13 protein-coding genes and 1 pseudogene are annotated in these 15,734 nt (G+C 38.6%); 4 read left to right on the plus strand and 10 right to left on the minus strand.

Going from position 1 to position 15,734, the window contains the following annotated elements:
• The first annotated feature begins 11 nt into the window (after positions 1-11).
• Positions 12-305 carry a helix-hairpin-helix domain-containing protein gene (locus tag MUN88_RS18820; protein ID WP_244718070.1) on the plus strand — a complete coding sequence of 98 codons (294 nt, stop codon included), beginning with the start codon at positions 12-14 and terminating at the stop codon, positions 303-305.
• Between the two features lie 33 nt (positions 306-338).
• Here MUN88_RS18820 and MUN88_RS18825 read toward each other — a convergent pair whose 3' ends face one another.
• From MUN88_RS18825 to MUN88_RS18835, 3 genes are all read right to left on the minus strand, one after another.
• Positions 339-2,051 (minus strand): DNA-binding protein, encoded by a 1,713-nt coding sequence (locus MUN88_RS18825; RefSeq protein ID WP_244718072.1) that lies wholly within the window; start codon positions 2,049-2,051, stop codon positions 339-341.
• Positions 2,052-2,214: 163 nt separating this feature from the next.
• Positions 2,215-2,742 (minus strand): hypothetical protein, encoded by a 528-nt coding sequence (locus MUN88_RS18830; RefSeq protein ID WP_244718075.1) that lies wholly within the window; start codon positions 2,740-2,742, stop codon positions 2,215-2,217.
• Positions 2,743-3,418: 676 nt separating this feature from the next.
• Positions 3,419-3,700 (minus strand): DUF2524 family protein, encoded by a 282-nt coding sequence (locus MUN88_RS18835; RefSeq protein ID WP_244718078.1) that lies wholly within the window; start codon positions 3,698-3,700, stop codon positions 3,419-3,421.
• A gap of 107 nt (positions 3,701-3,807) precedes the next feature.
• Here MUN88_RS18835 and mnmM point away from each other — a divergent pair, with 107 nt between their 5' ends.
• Together mnmM and MUN88_RS18845 are read left to right on the plus strand one after the other, a co-directional pair.
• Positions 3,808-4,365: a tRNA 5-(aminomethyl)-2-thiouridylate-methyltransferase MnmM gene (gene mnmM / locus MUN88_RS18840; RefSeq protein WP_244718080.1), complete on the plus strand. Its 558-nt coding sequence runs from the start codon at positions 3,808-3,810 to the stop codon at positions 4,363-4,365.
• Positions 4,366-4,428: 63 nt separating this feature from the next.
• Positions 4,429-5,799, plus strand: coding sequence for an aldehyde dehydrogenase (locus MUN88_RS18845; RefSeq protein WP_244718082.1), 1,371 nt, complete (start codon positions 4,429-4,431; stop codon positions 5,797-5,799).
• A 481-nt stretch (positions 5,800-6,280) separates the two neighbouring features.
• On the opposite strand, the gene tbcS is transcribed toward MUN88_RS18845, so the two are convergent.
• A complete protein-coding gene (tbcS, locus tag MUN88_RS18850) occupies positions 6,281-7,351 on the minus strand; it encodes a tetraprenyl-beta-curcumene synthase (protein WP_305852478.1) in 1,071 nt (356 codons plus the stop codon).
• Positions 7,352-7,433: 82 nt separating this feature from the next.
• Between tbcS and MUN88_RS18855 the strand changes: the two genes are divergently transcribed.
• On the plus strand, positions 7,434-7,943 hold the full coding sequence (locus MUN88_RS18855) for a gamma carbonic anhydrase (protein WP_244718084.1): 510 nt from the start codon (positions 7,434-7,436) through the stop codon (positions 7,941-7,943).
• 155 nt (positions 7,944-8,098) lie between these two features.
• Here the strand turns inward: MUN88_RS18855 and asnB are convergent, their stop codons facing one another.
• From asnB to MUN88_RS18885, 6 genes and pseudogenes are all read right to left on the minus strand, one after another.
• Positions 8,099-10,000, minus strand: a complete 1,902-nt coding sequence (gene asnB / locus MUN88_RS18860; protein ID WP_244718086.1) for an asparagine synthase (glutamine-hydrolyzing) — start codon at positions 9,998-10,000, stop codon at positions 8,099-8,101.
• A gap of 899 nt (positions 10,001-10,899) precedes the next feature.
• Positions 10,900-12,102 carry a methionine adenosyltransferase gene (metK, locus tag MUN88_RS18865; protein WP_244718088.1) on the minus strand — a complete coding sequence of 401 codons (1,203 nt, stop codon included), beginning with the start codon at positions 12,100-12,102 and terminating at the stop codon, positions 10,900-10,902.
• 290 nt (positions 12,103-12,392) lie between these two features.
• Positions 12,393-12,869: an RNA deprotection pyrophosphohydrolase gene (ytkD, locus tag MUN88_RS18870; protein WP_244718090.1), complete on the minus strand. Its 477-nt coding sequence runs from the start codon at positions 12,867-12,869 to the stop codon at positions 12,393-12,395.
• A 22-nt stretch (positions 12,870-12,891) separates the two neighbouring features.
• A complete protein-coding gene (locus MUN88_RS18875) occupies positions 12,892-13,428 on the minus strand; it encodes a hypothetical protein (protein WP_244718092.1) in 537 nt (178 codons plus the stop codon).
• Positions 13,429-13,532: 104 nt separating this feature from the next.
• A complete protein-coding gene (locus MUN88_RS18880) occupies positions 13,533-13,853 on the minus strand; it encodes a hydrolase (RefSeq protein WP_244718094.1) in 321 nt (106 codons plus the stop codon).
• Positions 13,854-14,498: 645 nt separating this feature from the next.
• Positions 14,499-15,719, minus strand: a pseudogene (locus MUN88_RS18885) (ISL3 family transposase).
• Between the last annotated feature and the right edge of the window lie 15 nt (positions 15,720-15,734).

Raw genomic sequence — 15,734 nt, forward strand, 5'->3', positions numbered from 1 at the left:
AGGTGATAACCGTGGCAACAACAGAAAAAAAGCGTAAAACTTGTGAGAAAGGACATCACTATTACAAAAGCAGTGATTGTCCTACTTGTCCCATTTGTGAAACAGAACGTAAACCTAGCGATGGTATTTTATCTCAAGTATCAGCACCAGCTAGACGCGCATTGGAAAGTCTACAAATTGAAAACTTACATCAACTGTCACGATTTACCGAAAAAGAAATCAAGCAATTGCACGGTATGGGACCAGCTGCCATCAAAATACTAAAAGCATCTTTAGAAAAAGAAAATCTATCCTTTAAAAAGTAGAAAAGCCTGGGGCTGCCCCCAGGCTTTTACGTATTATTGTGATAGACCTTCAATAGTCATCTCTTCTACTGTAGCAGTTCCGTTGTCCAGCACCTTTACTTCGGCATTAATACGATCTCCTTGTTCCAGGAATATCGCCATCGGAGCTTTACTTGCATTCACAGAATAAATGGTACTGTTGTCTGTTAATAAGAATTGGACTACTTGCCCTTGTTCGGTGGATGTGACAAGCACACGGTTCACTTCTCCTGATACTGATTCTGTCTCTACTTCACCAGTCGATCCGACATTACCAGGCGCCTGTAACAATGCCATACGATACGCATCCAATGTTTCTTTAGCTGTATCACCAAATACAACAAAATCTGAATCATTGGCTTTTATATAAGCATATTGTTTATGCAAACCATTCGGGTCTAATACATTCACAATCCATGTCGGATTTCCATCCACATTATATAAAACGGGCATATATCCTTCCCACTTTTTCTCAGGGTACTCTTTGTTGACAATCTGTTTTGCCCCTTCACTATCCATAATGCCATTATTCATTTCTCCGCCATAATACGTTAACTCACCACTTCGTGCATTTATCAATGTGTAACCGAGCGCAGAGTCGATATTCTCTTTCGGAGATGTTAAATCAGTAAAATAAAACATTTCGCCATTCTCATCGAAAACAGGGGTCACTTCAGACTCAGAACCTGAAGCATTCGGTATTTTGACATCTTTTTTGCCAAACACACTATTTAGCCACCCATGAATATATTTACCAAAATAGTTATTTTCTAACGAAGCCATTTCCGAACTGACGGATCCTTCAATAAATTCAGGTGCATCAGCAGTATCCATCATTTTCATATCGCCAGAATCCGGATCGATAATTACCACTTTCAGCTCTTCCAGGTTTGGTTTATTTGTTATCGACATTGGACGGTATACCGTTTGTACATACCATGGCTTTCCATCTTCATCTACTTCCAGTTGTGCTTCACCACTTTGGATATATTGTGGATACTGGTTATAGATAACACGACCGACATATTTTTGAAAATAACTGGAATTTGTGTACTGCATGCTGTCCTCATGAAAGGATGGCTGCGCATTGACATTTGTAGCCGAAATCGTGAAATAACCTGCTGTTTCTTTGCCTCTTAAGAACTTCCAGAAATCCGAAAATTCTACTGGCGCCACGTAAACTACATCATTTCCTATTTTTTGTACTTGTAATTTACCTAAATCATAAAACTGCGGGTTTGGGACGACACTCATCGCCTTCTGAATTTTGTTTCGTGCAAATTCCGGTGCCACAGTAATCGGAGTCTCATCTTTCGATAGCGGTTTTGCCTGCTCTTCTTCGCTGACGATTATCGTTTGATTTGCTTCATCCAATGTCGTAAACCCTGCAATAATAACAACGATCATTGCGATCAGGCCGATCGTAAAAAAGAAAAAGATCGGTCTAACTACTCTTGTTTCTTTCTTTTCACCTGGTCGGATCATATACAAAAATAACGGCAGCAATACCGCTGCTATGATCAAATTCGCTGCCAGCATATTCGGTACGGTAATAGCAGGCATGATGAAATAAAACAATATAGCCGTCAAGACATATCCAGTAATAAAAAGGATCATCCCATGTTTCATAATACGTGAAGCATTGCTCTTGGAAATACTGACTGTTAGTATAAGTCCGATTACATATCCAATCATCGCGATTAACGATGCTATTAATACACCCATCATATACATTCCTCCTCGTTGTCTACTTATCTCTACGGATTTATCTTAGAGAAGGTTTCATTTTTTAATCCTGAAAGAGATTTACTTGTCACTTGAAGATTGAATTTTCTGTCACGAAATAATAATATCTTTCATCATTCGATACGAGAATACCTGTTCCATCTTGTTAAATATAGATGGCTGGGTAATAACCACTTCCCCATTTTGATTGGACGCCTCTCAGTACATATGGAAATTTTTCTTCTTCCATTTGATTGCCTGACAAATGGTTACTATCTTGAATAGTTGCTGAATTGATCACTTCTGATGACACAGTATGATCAATAACGACATTCGCTGGCGCTGAAGAATTCTCATACACGATTTCTGCTTGGTTCATTTGGGCTAAGTAAGTATCTAACTGATCTTCTGGATAAAATATGTTTTGCAACCCTAGTTCGATAAATGACGCTAATAAAAAGAGGTAGCTTGCCGTAAATCCCCACCAGGCATACGCTCTCACCCGTTGCCACCGAAAAGGCTCGCTGCGCGCAATCAGATAAATAATCCCTACACCTAGCGGGAATAGTGGAATTGTCCATTCTCGGTTCACACCTGTTTCCGGATTATTAAAATACCAGTTGAAATTAAGTGAAAACATCCCGACTAATACGATCAATACAATTTTCCATTTTGCTGTAGAGCTATTTTTCAACCGATAAAAATCACCACTCCACCTATTATCATCAACCAAGTAAGGCCGAAGACTATTACTCCAATGATATCGACCTGAAATTGCATGTCACCTCCTCCATTGACATTTTGATTGTCAGACCGTTTTCGTTATACCAAATAATGTAAATAATTCCATAAAATGTTCCAGTTGGTTTGTAGTCTTTTGATATAGAAAACAGTCTTCAAAGGATTTAGCATTAGAAAAACCGAGCACACACCCTCCCAGTTCTAGCGATAGCTATCTATAATACAGATTATGTGGTAGAACTGTATTGCAATGTGGTAATTTTAACATGTTTTATATGCACAGCAAAGCTCCGGAAATATGCCCCGCAGGACGCGAAGTGGTTGGCCGGATCGATATCCTTGCACTAACAACATTTCAAAATTACCACTAAGCAGTTAGTTTACATAATCTGTATTATAAGAATCTACACTTTTTTCTCAATCTTATTAAACAAAAATTTTTAAATTCGGTTTAAATAAGGTAACTCTATACTTTCTTTGCTTATTAGGCATTCGTCTTGTCTTATGGCGAGTGCTGTGTTTTTCTTATACTTGATGCATTCTAAATTTTCACTAGTCGATCTTCTACATGGCTAAAATTTTCCCGACGCACACATAAAAAAACTACCCCACAATGGAGGTAGTGAATGTCACTCAAACTTTGTGACATCTATCTGATCCAGGATCATATCATTTAATTTTTCATTGACCACTAATTGAAAACGATGAAGCTGTTCACGCTGCTGCGGGTTGGCACTTTTCATGACGCGATCAATGCTTTGTGATAATTTTTCTAATTCTAAATGGGCATTGGTGTAATCCTCGTTCATCGTAAACTGGCTACGATTGGACATGTCTAACTGTTCTTCAGCCTGCTGTATAATATGTTGCCCTTCTATTAGCAAATTTTCAACGGAATCTCTAGTCGCCATTGTCATCACCTCATCAATAGTGTGGGACAATACGCAAAAATCATACACTTTTCCATTTGAGTTTGCTAAAATATTATCGAATAATATGCATAGAGGAGCTATGACGAATGAAAGCAATTATCCCTTATTCCCACCAATTATTACAGGAAGTCATTAAGCCTGGAGATGTCGCGATTGACGCAACATGCGGGAATGGTAATGATGCGTTACTGTTAAGCAAATTGGTTGAAAACAATGGGCGCGTGTTTGCCTTTGATATCCAGCAACAAGCCATCACTCATTCAAGGGAGATGCTTGACCAACATAACGTCAAAAATGTTGAACTCATTTTGGATGGACATGAGCATGTTCAGAAGTATGTAATGGACACAGCGGTCGCAGGTGCGATTTTTAACTTAGGCTATTTGCCAAAAGGTGATCACAGTATTGTGACCACACCTGATACGACGATAGAAGCCATTCGCGAGATAACTGCATTATTAAAAAAAGGCGGACGAATTATTCTCGTTATTTATCACGGTCATCCTGGTGGTGCGGAGGAAAAAGATAGTGTCCTGCGTTTTTGCCAAGACTTGGATCAGAAACACTATCAAGTATTACAGTACCAATTCATCAATCAGGTTAATCAACCACCATTTATTGTTGCCATTGAAAAACTTATCTAATTCATTGGATTTCTTTTACTGGCATGATATGCTTTTAGAAACATGCAGAATTGGAGTGATAACATGAGTAACGCTCGAACAATTCTTAACGAGCAGCGTTCTTTTTTTGAAACCAATCAGACCAAAGAATTATTTTTTCGATTACAAGCCTTAAAAAAATTAAAAGCAGGTATTCAGCAATATGAAGATTCCATTCTAGATGCCTTAAAAAAAGACTTAAACAAATCGCGTTCTGAAGCATTTCTGACAGAAATCGGATTTCTATACAGTGAAATTGATCACATCATTAGTGAGTTACCAAAATGGGTGAAACGTCAAAAAGTCAAAACTGCGATGACACATACTGGTGCGAAAGGCTATGTTTATCAACAGCCATATGGGATTGCCCTAATTATCGCGCCATGGAATTATCCCTTCCAATTAGCACTGGCCCCCTTAATTGGTGCGATCGCAGCTGGTAATTGTGCCGTCATTAAACCATCAGAATATACACCTGAAACTTCTGCAATCATTAAAGAATTAATTAATGAGATTTACCCATCATCCTTTGTGGCAGTTGTAGAAGGCGCTGTGGAGACAAGCCAGCAACTCCTTGACGAAAATTTCGACTATATTTTCTTTACTGGAAGTGTCCCAGTTGGGCGTAAAGTGATGGAACAAGCCTCCAAGCATCTTACTCCTGTCACATTAGAGTTAGGTGGAAAAAGTCCAGCGATTATCCATCACGATGCTAACTTAGAAATTGCTGCAAAACGGATCGCCTGGGGGAAATTTACGAATGCCGGCCAAACTTGTGTCGCTCCGGACTATCTTTATGTCCATGAAGACATTAGACAGTCGTTCCTTTCGGAATTAAAACATCAAATTCAGTTAATGTATGGGGAGCACCCTCTTGATAACGATGATTTTGTCCGGATAGTGCATGAGAAACATTTTGACCGATTAGCATCTTTTTTATCAAATGGAACAACCATTCTAGGTGGAAAGACAGATCGTGATCGCTTAAAGATCGAGCCGACGGTACTGACTGGCATTTCGTGGGATGATGAGATAATGCAGGATGAGATATTCGGTCCTATCTTACCAATCCTGTCGTATCAACAATTGGATGAAGTAGTAACAGGAATACAGCAGCATCCGAATCCACTAGCGTTCTATTTCTTCTCAGATAACGATGCATTGGCTGAGGCAATCATTGATAAAGTATCCTTTGGTGGCGGCTGTATTAATGATACCATGTACCATCTCGCGACACCTTACTTGCCATTCGGCGGTATTGGAACCAGTGGTACCGGTGCTTATCATGGCAAGGATAGCTTCCTGACATTTTCTCATCAAAAAAGCGTGCTAAAACAAACAACCGCCTTTGATGTTCCATTACGTTATCCACACATGAAGAATGGATTTAAATGGATAAAACGTATCATGAAATAAGAAAAGAGCTTACACAGAAACCTTTTAGTTAAATTAAAAGCCGAACACCCACGAGTGTCACTTGATGACATCTCATGCTATGTTCGGCTTTTTCATATGCTGTATCTATAAACTGTGAAGTAACTTCTAAAACAGATCGTGAAAAAGCTTGAATCTAATGTTTAGGAAAAACTTTTTATTCCAATTTGGTCATTTTGACATTTTTAATGTGCGTAGCAAAGCTCCACAACGATTGGAACAGCTAGAAGCACTGGTGAATACACTCAATATGTTACCTCTTACGTCAGTTGTAGAGTTAGGCCAACCACGTAGACTCCCGAAGGACGTGCAGGTGCTGAAGATCCACTTTTTGAAGTGCCTGTATTCACAAAGTTAGCTTCAGCCGTGCCCCGCAGGACGCAAAGTGGTTGGCCGGAGCGGTATCCTAGCATATAAAATATGTCAAAATGGTCTCAACACTAATCTCTTTGGTTGGTGCCTTTTAATATCTTCCAGCCAACCGATTATACACTCTGATATTCCAGTGGAAAAATTGTGATTTGCGTCCGCTGGTTTTGATTAAACGTTTGACGATTGCTTCGAATTGTTTCATTTTTTTCACTTTCGGATCTGCGAGATAAAGTCCGACCAGGCCATGCTGAACCATTTCATGAAAAGGGCGATCAGGCAGTTCTTGAACATGCTGGTTCGTCTGTTGTACAAAATAAACAAGCCGCTCCTCTAATTCTGCTTCATCTGCGTAATAATTACAGAAGTTCAAATCACCTTCTTCTTCGTCCTCTTCTTGATCAATAAAGTAGTCAAGCATAATATGTAACCCTTGCAAGAATGGAAAATAACTGTCAAATATACGTTTCGCTAAATCGTCGGTCATCTGATTGCTTAAACCATAAGAAACCATACAAAATATCCCTAATGTTGAGCCAGTACACGCGGAAAATTCATACCAGCTTAGCATCGGCCACCTGTTTTGATGCTGTTGAAACCATGTTTCTAATCGAGGTATGCGCTCATCATGCTCTACATGTTTATGCACCTGCAGATCACTATATAATGACTCCAATTGAATCATTTGCTCTTGAAAAATGGAATAGTTACGAATATTGCGCAACACATTCTGACAAGTCTTCACTAAGTCTTTTAAATAATCCCCGTCATCTCGCTCATCACGGAATTGATAGTAATCTTTTTCATCATTTTCTGGAGATAACGCATCTTCCATAGACTGATGCAGCATACGAAAATCTTCAGGATCTAGTGATGTACTTCTATCGCATAAATTATCTAAGTAATCGCTGATTGTTTGATAAGCTACAATAAATCGTACCGCATCCTTCCATTTATCTCCAGCTAGCATACTGTAAACGCCGCCACCTTGACAATGGAATTTTTTATCTGCAATACTTGCCAATGCCTGGGTGCGAAGTTCTTCGTTTGGAATGTTATGTGCTCGTTGTTTCCAATATTTAAGTTCGCGACTTACTTGCGGAAAAATTTTTTGATATACATTTTTCATTAATATCAGTGCGTTTGTTGGGATGGTTACGGACAACTTTTTCCCCTCACTTTACTGTTATAGCATTCCTATATCTATGATATCATATATTTAAGAATATAATAGGAGGTTAACATAAATGATCTATTCGTATAAAGGAAAAACACCTTCCATTGATCAAACGGCATATGTAGCGCCAGATAGTGTGATCACCGGTGATGTAGAAATTGGTAAATACAGCAGTATTTGGTTCAAAACGGTGATACGCGGAGATGTTGCACCTGTAAAAATCGGCAATTACTCGAATATACAGGATTTATCCTTACTGCACCAGAGCCCTGACTTGCCGTTAATTGTAGAAGATAATGTAACGATCGGACATCAAGTTACCTTGCATTCTGCTATTATTCGAAAACATGCACTTGTTGGCATGGGCTCAATTATTTTAGACGGAGCTGAAGTTGGTGAGGGTGCTTTCATAGGAGCTGGCAGTTTATTACCACCCGGAAAATCTATACCTCCTGGCACACTTGCATTCGGCAGGCCTGCTAAGGTCATCCGTGATCTGACAGAAGAAGACATTGAAGAAATGAAACGGATCCAACAGGATTATGTTGATAAAGGGCAAGTATATAAACAGGAATCGTGACACTCCGATTAGAAAAACTCAAGATTCGCCTCGTCTTTTAGCGAATGCCATCGTTTTTCTTATACTTGGTACACTCTAAATTTTTACTACGTCGAGCTTCTTCATCGCTAAAATTTTATGCTTTCCTAGCGTACGAAATAAAGCAAACTTGTCCTTTACACAAGGGCAAGTTTGCTTTCTGTTTTATCCTCTTCTTGAAGTTGCTCAATATCATATGCTTGCTCGACAAAAATCTGATGCCAGAGCATAAACATAAGGACCGTCCATAATTTCCGGCTATTATCCTGTTTATTGGTCCGGTGATCTTCGAGTAGCTGGAACAATACTTCTTTATGGAAAAATTGCTCCGTATCACTATCGATGATTAATTGTTTGGCCCAATCATACCACTCATGCTTCAACCATTGACGAATCGGAACTGGAAATCCTAATTTCTTACGATCCAGCACATGATCTGGAACAATTCCTTTTGCGGCTAATCGTAATATATGCTTCGTAGTTCCTTGCGCTATCTTTTGTTCCACTGGTATCCCTTTAGCAATCTCAAATACTTCTTTATCTAAAAAAGGCACCCGTAACTCTAAAGAATTTGCCATCGTCATTTTGTCTGCTTTAAGCAGAATATCACCTCTCAGCCATGTATGCATGTCGATATACTGCATTTGATGAACCGGATGCTCTAACTGAATCTGATCATATAACGGATCTGTCACCGTCTGATATCGATGCTTATCGTTATAAGCCTTCATAAGACTCATCTTTTCTTGCTCCTCAAACATTTTGGCATTGCCTATATATCTATTTCGCAAAGGAGTTGTACCTCTTATTAAAAAGCTTTTGCCTTTTACTCCTTCCGGAATTATTTCTGCTGCTTTTGCTAACCATTTTTTTGCTTTATTTGGAATGACATTAAATACTCTTAGCGAATCTGGCTCTCTGTAAATATTATATCCACCAAACAGCTCATCTGCTCCCTCACCTGATAATACAACCGTGACATGGCGCTTTGCTTCTCTGGCAACAAAGTATAAAGGTACACATGATGGATCTGCTAACGGATCATCCATATGCCACATAATTTTAGGCAGTTTAGCGAGATATTCTTCTGCTGAAATAATTTTGGTATAATGCTCCACCCCTAATTCTTTCGCTGTTTTGGCAGCAACATCTATTTCAGAATAGCCATGCTGTTCAAACCCAACCGAAAACGTTTTGATGGATGGATGATATTTTTTTGCCAATGCAACAATAAATGAAGAATCTATTCCACCAGACAAAAACGCTCCGATCGGAACATCACTTCGCAAATGCATGCGTACGGATTGATCCATGGTGTCCCTTACACGATCCACCAAATCTGCTCCATTCGCTTGTTTCACAGCAAATGTCGGCAGATAGTAACGTTGTACGGCGATTGGTTGATTGTATTCTTTCACAAAATAGCAGCCTGGCTCTAATTTTTGAATGGATTCGGTCATGGACAAGGGTTCAGGTACATATTGAAACGTTAAATAATGTTGCAATGCTTCTATATCTATAGATGGTGAATCTGCTAACAGACTTTTTTGTTCTGAGGCAAAATAAACACCTTCGTTTTCTTCTTTATAATAAAATGGCTTGATTCCGAATATGTCTCTTGCACCATATAAACATTGTTCCTTCTTATCCCAAATTACAAAGGCAAACATACCACGCAATTCATTGAATGCGTCTATTCCTTTTTCGGTGAACATCGCCAAAATGACTTCAGTATCTGAATATGTTGTAAAGGTCACGCCTTTTTCCTGTAACGCTTCTCTTAATTCTATATAATTATAAATCTCTCCATTAAAAATCATGGCATACCTGTTATTTTCATAGGTAAACGGCTGCCGACCACTTTCCAGATCAAGAATACTGAGCCTTCTAAAGCCAAACATGATATGTTCATCTTCATAATAGCCTTCATCATCAGGTCCTCTATGATACATTCTCTTATTACGATTATGAAATGCTTCTAATTGTGTAGTATCCAACCAATTGGGTGTTGCTTTTAACAGTCCGATAAATCCGCACATCTGCTATCCTTCTTTCCTTTTTTAAAATAAATCTATAGTGTTGACGTTTTTATCACAAAGGATGTTACAGTATTTTTACGGAAATTGATGAAAATTATCCTTATATTGATGAATTTGTATGCTTACCTTGCTTATATAAAGAAAAAAATAGCCATAAACCCTCCTTACCAAAAATTTATACGACTTCCTTTAATACGGATTATGTCTAGCGTCTTGGTAATTTTGAGAATTTATTGTGTGCTGGGATATCGCTCCGGCCAACCACTTCGCGTCCTGTGGGGCACGGCTAAAGCTAGGCTACTACAAGAATTACTTCTTTGCTGCCTTGCACCGAGGAAGCTTATTTCGAAGCGATACTAGTAGACACAGGTGCAGACGTAGTGGATCTTCAGCTCGCGCTGATCCTACGGGATCTACGTGGTTGGCCTGCGCTATTGTTTTGGCTCTACAACTAATGTAAGAGCTAGTATATTGATCGGTATCTATTAGTTTTTAGAAATGTTATCAGCTTGTTGCATGCAAAACATAATGCAAAGCACAGTTGCTTTTACATGTACCAATCAATCGTTGTAGAACTTCCCTTAAGCGTAGGAAATATGCGGAGACTCCCGTGTGATCAGTCGTGTCCGAAAATCCCGCAGGAAAGTCGCCTTCTTTCCGAGGAAGTTGAGGCCGACCCCACAGGACGCGGAGCATATTTCCGAGCTTTGCTTGGCGGTGACAACTTGTCAAAATTACTATTTTGACATACAGTTCCACTTGACATAATCCGTATTATCAGAACTCTTAATTTATTATTTAAACATTGAATGTGAGTCACTTCTGCCAGTCGCCTTAATGACTACTTTGTTGCATCAAAAAAACCAAGTACTTAGAATGCACTTGGTTTTGGATAAAATTTATACTTCAGCTAAAAAACGTTTTAGTTGATCTACTTTGTCCGTTTTTTCCCATGGGAATGCTTCATCTGTACGTCCAAAATGTCCGTATGCAGCTGTTTTACGATAAATAGGTTGTCTTAAATCTAACATCTTAATAATACCAGCTGGACGAAGATCAAAGTTTTCGCGAACTGCTGCAACTAATTGCTCTTCTGTGTACTGACCTGTCCCAAATGTATTGATCGAAATAGATACTGGTTGTGCTACACCGATCGCATAAGCAAGCTGTACTTCACATGATTCCGCAAGTCCTGCAGCAACGATATTTTTTGCTACATAACGAGAAGCATACGCTGCTGAACGGTCTACTTTTGTTGCATCTTTTCCACTGAAAGCACCGCCACCATGGCGAGCATATCCGCCATAGGTATCGACAATAATTTTTCTACCGGTTAAGCCCGCATCGCCTTGTGGACCACCAATAACAAATCGGCCAGTTGGATTGATGAAATATTTCGTATCCTCATCTAATAATTCAGCAGGAACAACAGGATTAATAACAAATTCTTTTAAGTCTTTTTGAATTTGTTCTAATGTTATATCCTGATGATGTTGAGTAGAAATTACGATTGTATCAATTCGTTGTGGTTTATCATTTTCATCGTATTCAACAGTTACTTGAGTTTTGCCATCTGGACGTAAATAAGCTAACGTATTGTCTTTACGTACATCTGACAATCGTTTCGCTAAGCGATGCGCCAAACTGATCGGCAATGGCATTAATTCAGGTGTCTCATTATTAGCATAACCAAACATTAGACCCTGGTCACCAGCACCAATTGCTTCGATTTCATCATCTGTCATGTGACCTTCTCTTGCTTCAAGCGCTTGATCCACGCCGCCAGCAATATCTGCTGATTGCTCATCGATTGCTGTTAATACACCACATGTTTCGGCATCAAAACCATATTTAGCACGCGTATATCCGATTTCTTTAATCGTATTACGCACAATTTTTGGAATGTCTACATAAGTAGAAGTGGTAATCTCACCAGAAACAAGAACGAGTCCGGTTGTTACCGTTGTTTCACAAGCAACCCTTGCATTCGGGTCCTTTGATAAAATTTCATCTAAAATTGCATCGGAGATCTGATCACAAATTTTATCAGGGTGTCCTTCTGTGACAGATTCTGATGTAAATAAGCGTCTGTTTTTCGCCATATTTCTTACTTCCTCCCTCTTAGTTAACACCAAGACTTTCATTATCCTGTAATTTTATTTAAAAGTCTACCTTAATTTATTGTTGTTTTCAAAAAAATACTACATATTCCATCATACAACTTTTTTCACAAAAATGCACGAATCAAACTTTAACTCACTATCCCCATCTAATTACTTGGTTTTTATTCAATAGAGAACTCTAGACTGCTTAAGTCTAGAGTTCATCATTGTCTAAGTATAGAATACATCGATTTTTTTATTGTAGTCAATCAAATCGCTTTACTGCCAGACTATGCATTTTCTAGCATGTGCTGTACATATTGGATACTGTGTGACAAAACATCGTCCTTCATGATAAAACTGTACATCTCGTCTGTTTTGATTGTTGCAGGAAGTTTTTCAAGCAAGACAGGGCCTTCCGTTTCAAAATAGTTATCCTGTTTCTGCAATGCTTTCACTGTTGCAAAGTAAATATTTTTGGCTAATTGTTCTCTTTTACCAGACACATAATATTGCCCGATGTATTCAATGTGGGCAACTTCTCCTCCTGTTTCCTCCCATACTTCTCTTATTGCTGCCTCTTGCGGTGTTTCGTTCTTTTCCACTTTACCGCCCGGGAATTCTAAACCGCGGTTTTTATGTTTGGTTAGCAGCCACTTTTCATCAAATCTGCAGATCACCCATACATGCCTGGGTTCTGGATCAAACGGATGATTATCAAAAGACAACTGCACTTTGTTATTATAGTAGTCATAAAAAGTTTTCATAGCTCTATACTACCTTTTATCGTTACTGATTGCTAATGTTTACTATCTTCCATTGGTCATTAATTTTTTCGAATGTAATGGAAATGGTGTACTCACCATATAATGCATTTTCATTTTGCTGTGTGACAATTACCTGATTATCTTTCATCTGCTTGTCATAGTCGTTTGATTTGTCAAACCATGGTGGTGTTTCTGTTGGTACAATATATAATCCGTTCTTTTCTTCCTCATAGTAGTAATCAATGTAAGGTTGTACCGCTTCTTTTGTAACATATGGTTCAAATGCTTTAATCAATTCTTCCTTCGTCTGATAATTTATTACTTTATATTGATCATCAATATCCTGTACTAATAATTCCATAAATTTATCTGTCAACGCCACAATCTTTTTGTGTGATATTTCTTCTTGGTCGCTAACAACTTGTTTTTCCCCTGTTACTTTTTGGGTATGCACCTGTTTTTCTTCAGCATACGTTTTTTCCGTACTTGTTTGACTTATAGTAACAATCGCAAATGAAAAAAGGACTAAAACTGTAAACATCGTGATGATTTTTTTCATATTTTTCCCTCCTCACGTCCTTAGTAATCCTTACCTTTTTTACTATTTAGCTAAACATCTATTTATAAAATAGACGTGCAGGGCACGATATTTGTTTCACTTATTTATTGATTTTTTTCAATTCCAATGCCAGATTCCTCCATAGCTTGCCTAGTTTCCGGCGTTGCCAGCTGGTGTAACATTTGAAAGACATCTTTTAAATCATTATCATATTCATCATTTTCCAAGTCCTGATGATATTGGACAAATGGAATATGCGAGCGAACAAAAGTACCAAAATCATCTTCATGCAGCTCATTAAATTTTTCCCTTAACAAAAATACTTGTTCATCTGTTGCCTGAATGGTGTAGGATGCATTGTTTCCAAATGGAATCTGTGATATTTCCTGTGATGCGATATTGACATAGTATGTTTTTTTCTCCATATTATTCACCTCTTCTTCTGTATTGTATGTAATCACAAGAGAAACATGCATACGGAAAAACAAGGCTGAACCACCCCTTACCAAGTAGCTAAAGTGTATAAAGCTACCGATAATACGGAGTATGTTAGCGTTGAGATCATTTAGAAATGTTTAGTGTGCTGGCATACCGCTCCGTCCAACCACTTGGCGTCCTGCGGGGCTTCTACAACTTTTATAAGAGCTAGCATATTAATCGCACCCATAATCAGCATTTTGAACAACATAATGCCTAGAACCACTGCTTTTAGCTGTTCCAAACGTTGTAACACTTCCTTAAGCGGAGGAAATATGCGGAGACTCCTCATGTGTCAACACGAGCTGAAGATCCACTTAGTCTGTGCCTGTGTCTACAAGTATTGCTTCGAAGCAGGCTTCCTCGGCACAAGGCAGCAAAGAAGCAAAGCAAGTAGTAGCCTAGCTGAAGCCTTGCCCCTATAGGATGCGGAGCATATTTCCGGAGCTTTGCTAAGCAGTGACAATATATCAAAATTACTACATTCAAATACATTTGCAGTTAACATGATCCGTATTATAAGAACCAATAATTTTATTTTTTGTTTTGGGTTCTGCGTCAAATGTTGGGGTAGGAATCTTTGCTCCTATCCCTTAACCAACTTGAAAATCTAGGTTTTTAAATTGATGATGCAGTAATACACGTAACCTTAATCGATCGTATCGTTTAAAGCCAAATGCATTACGTTTAATAACCTTTGTTTGGTTATTTAGGCCCTCCACAAATCCAGTGTTGTAGTCAAAGGCAAAACTATTTAAAACTTCTGCTTGCCAGTTCTTGAGTGTACCAGCGGCTTTGATGAACTCATCTAGTCCTGCTTTTTCTACCTGTTTGTAATAGTTATACAGTCCTTGTTTTACTTCACCTAATTCTTTTGTTCCAACCTTTTTCGCTCCTTCAAACCAGGAGCGGAATGCTTCCTTTAAACCATAGGCCTGTCGTAAATCCTCCGACAAGCCAAAATATCTGTCTAAATACCAGTGTTGCTTACTACTCAGTTCTTCATATCGTTTATAAAAAATGTGTTTCATACGCTTGCACTTTTTGCGGTCGTAATCATGGAATTCTTTTTGAACACGTCTTCTCACTCGTTCTAAAGCCCAATAAATATACCGACAAAAGTGGAAGCGATCTGCAATGATGATGGGGTTCCGCAAAGCCTTTTGAACTGCTGACTTAAAGCTTTAGCTCATATCCATGACAACCATCTTTACTTGAGATCCTTTTTTAGCTAAGTACTTTTTAATCGTACGTACAGAGCGATTCGGTAATATATCAAGCGGGACACCCGTTTCTCCATTTGCGATGATTACTTGGTATTTACCTTCTGTTGTATCCCCTTTATATTCATCGATAGCTATTACTGGTGGTAACGTGTCCACTTCTTTTAAACTAGTAGCTGCTAGTTGATCAAATCGACGAATAGCTGTTGTTTGAGAAGTTCTGAACTGACCAGCAGTATCTTTAAAGTTTTTTCCCTGAATAACACGAAGCCCTAGGGCTTGATTCCATTCCTTTGAATGTCTTTGATATCGCCCTACAACTTGGTTTTTCTCAGGAAACCTCTTTCCACAAGTACAAACGTATCTTCGCTTCCTATAAAACAGATAAGATGTTCGTTCAAAGAGCTTTAAGTGTTGTACCTTTTGTATTCTATAGTCATGGACGTGGCTTGTTCTTTCCCCACAAGCAGGACAACGGTGTTTCTTAACAGGCAACTTTATATGTAAGTAAAAGTCCCCCTCCAACTCCTCCATCTTAGTAACAATAACACTTTCTAATCCTGGTAAATTCATGTTAAACTGCATGTACACGCATCTCCTATCCCT

Origin of the sequence: Gracilibacillus caseinilyticus (assembly GCF_022919115.1) — a bacterium.
Lineage (GTDB): Bacteria > Bacillota > Bacilli > Bacillales > Amphibacillaceae > Gracilibacillus > Gracilibacillus caseinilyticus.

Excerpts from the sequence above, each read along its gene's own strand:
- metK (WP_244718088.1), bottom strand. The coding sequence starts at position 12,102 with ATGGCGAAAAACAGACGCTTATTTACATCAGAATCTGTCACAGAAGGA.
- ytkD (WP_244718090.1), bottom strand. The coding sequence starts at position 12,869 with ATGAAAACTTTTTATGACTACTATAATAACAAAGTGCAGTTGTCTTTT.
- MUN88_RS18880 (WP_244718094.1), bottom strand. The coding sequence starts at position 13,853 with ATGGAGAAAAAAACATACTATGTCAATATCGCATCACAGGAAATATCA.
- asnB (WP_244718086.1), bottom strand. The coding sequence starts at position 10,000 with ATGTGCGGATTTATCGGACTGTTAAAAGCAACACCCAATTGGTTGGAT.
- MUN88_RS18875 (WP_244718092.1), bottom strand. The coding sequence starts at position 13,428 with ATGAAAAAAATCATCACGATGTTTACAGTTTTAGTCCTTTTTTCATTT.
- MUN88_RS18845 (WP_244718082.1), top strand. The coding sequence starts at position 4,429 with ATGAGTAACGCTCGAACAATTCTTAACGAGCAGCGTTCTTTTTTTGAA.
- mnmM (WP_244718080.1), top strand. The coding sequence starts at position 3,808 with ATGAAAGCAATTATCCCTTATTCCCACCAATTATTACAGGAAGTCATT.
- MUN88_RS18825 (WP_244718072.1), bottom strand. The coding sequence starts at position 2,051 with ATGATGGGTGTATTAATAGCATCGTTAATCGCGATGATTGGATATGTA.
- MUN88_RS18835 (WP_244718078.1), bottom strand. The coding sequence starts at position 3,700 with ATGGCGACTAGAGATTCCGTTGAAAATTTGCTAATAGAAGGGCAACAT.
- MUN88_RS18855 (WP_244718084.1), top strand. The coding sequence starts at position 7,434 with ATGATCTATTCGTATAAAGGAAAAACACCTTCCATTGATCAAACGGCA.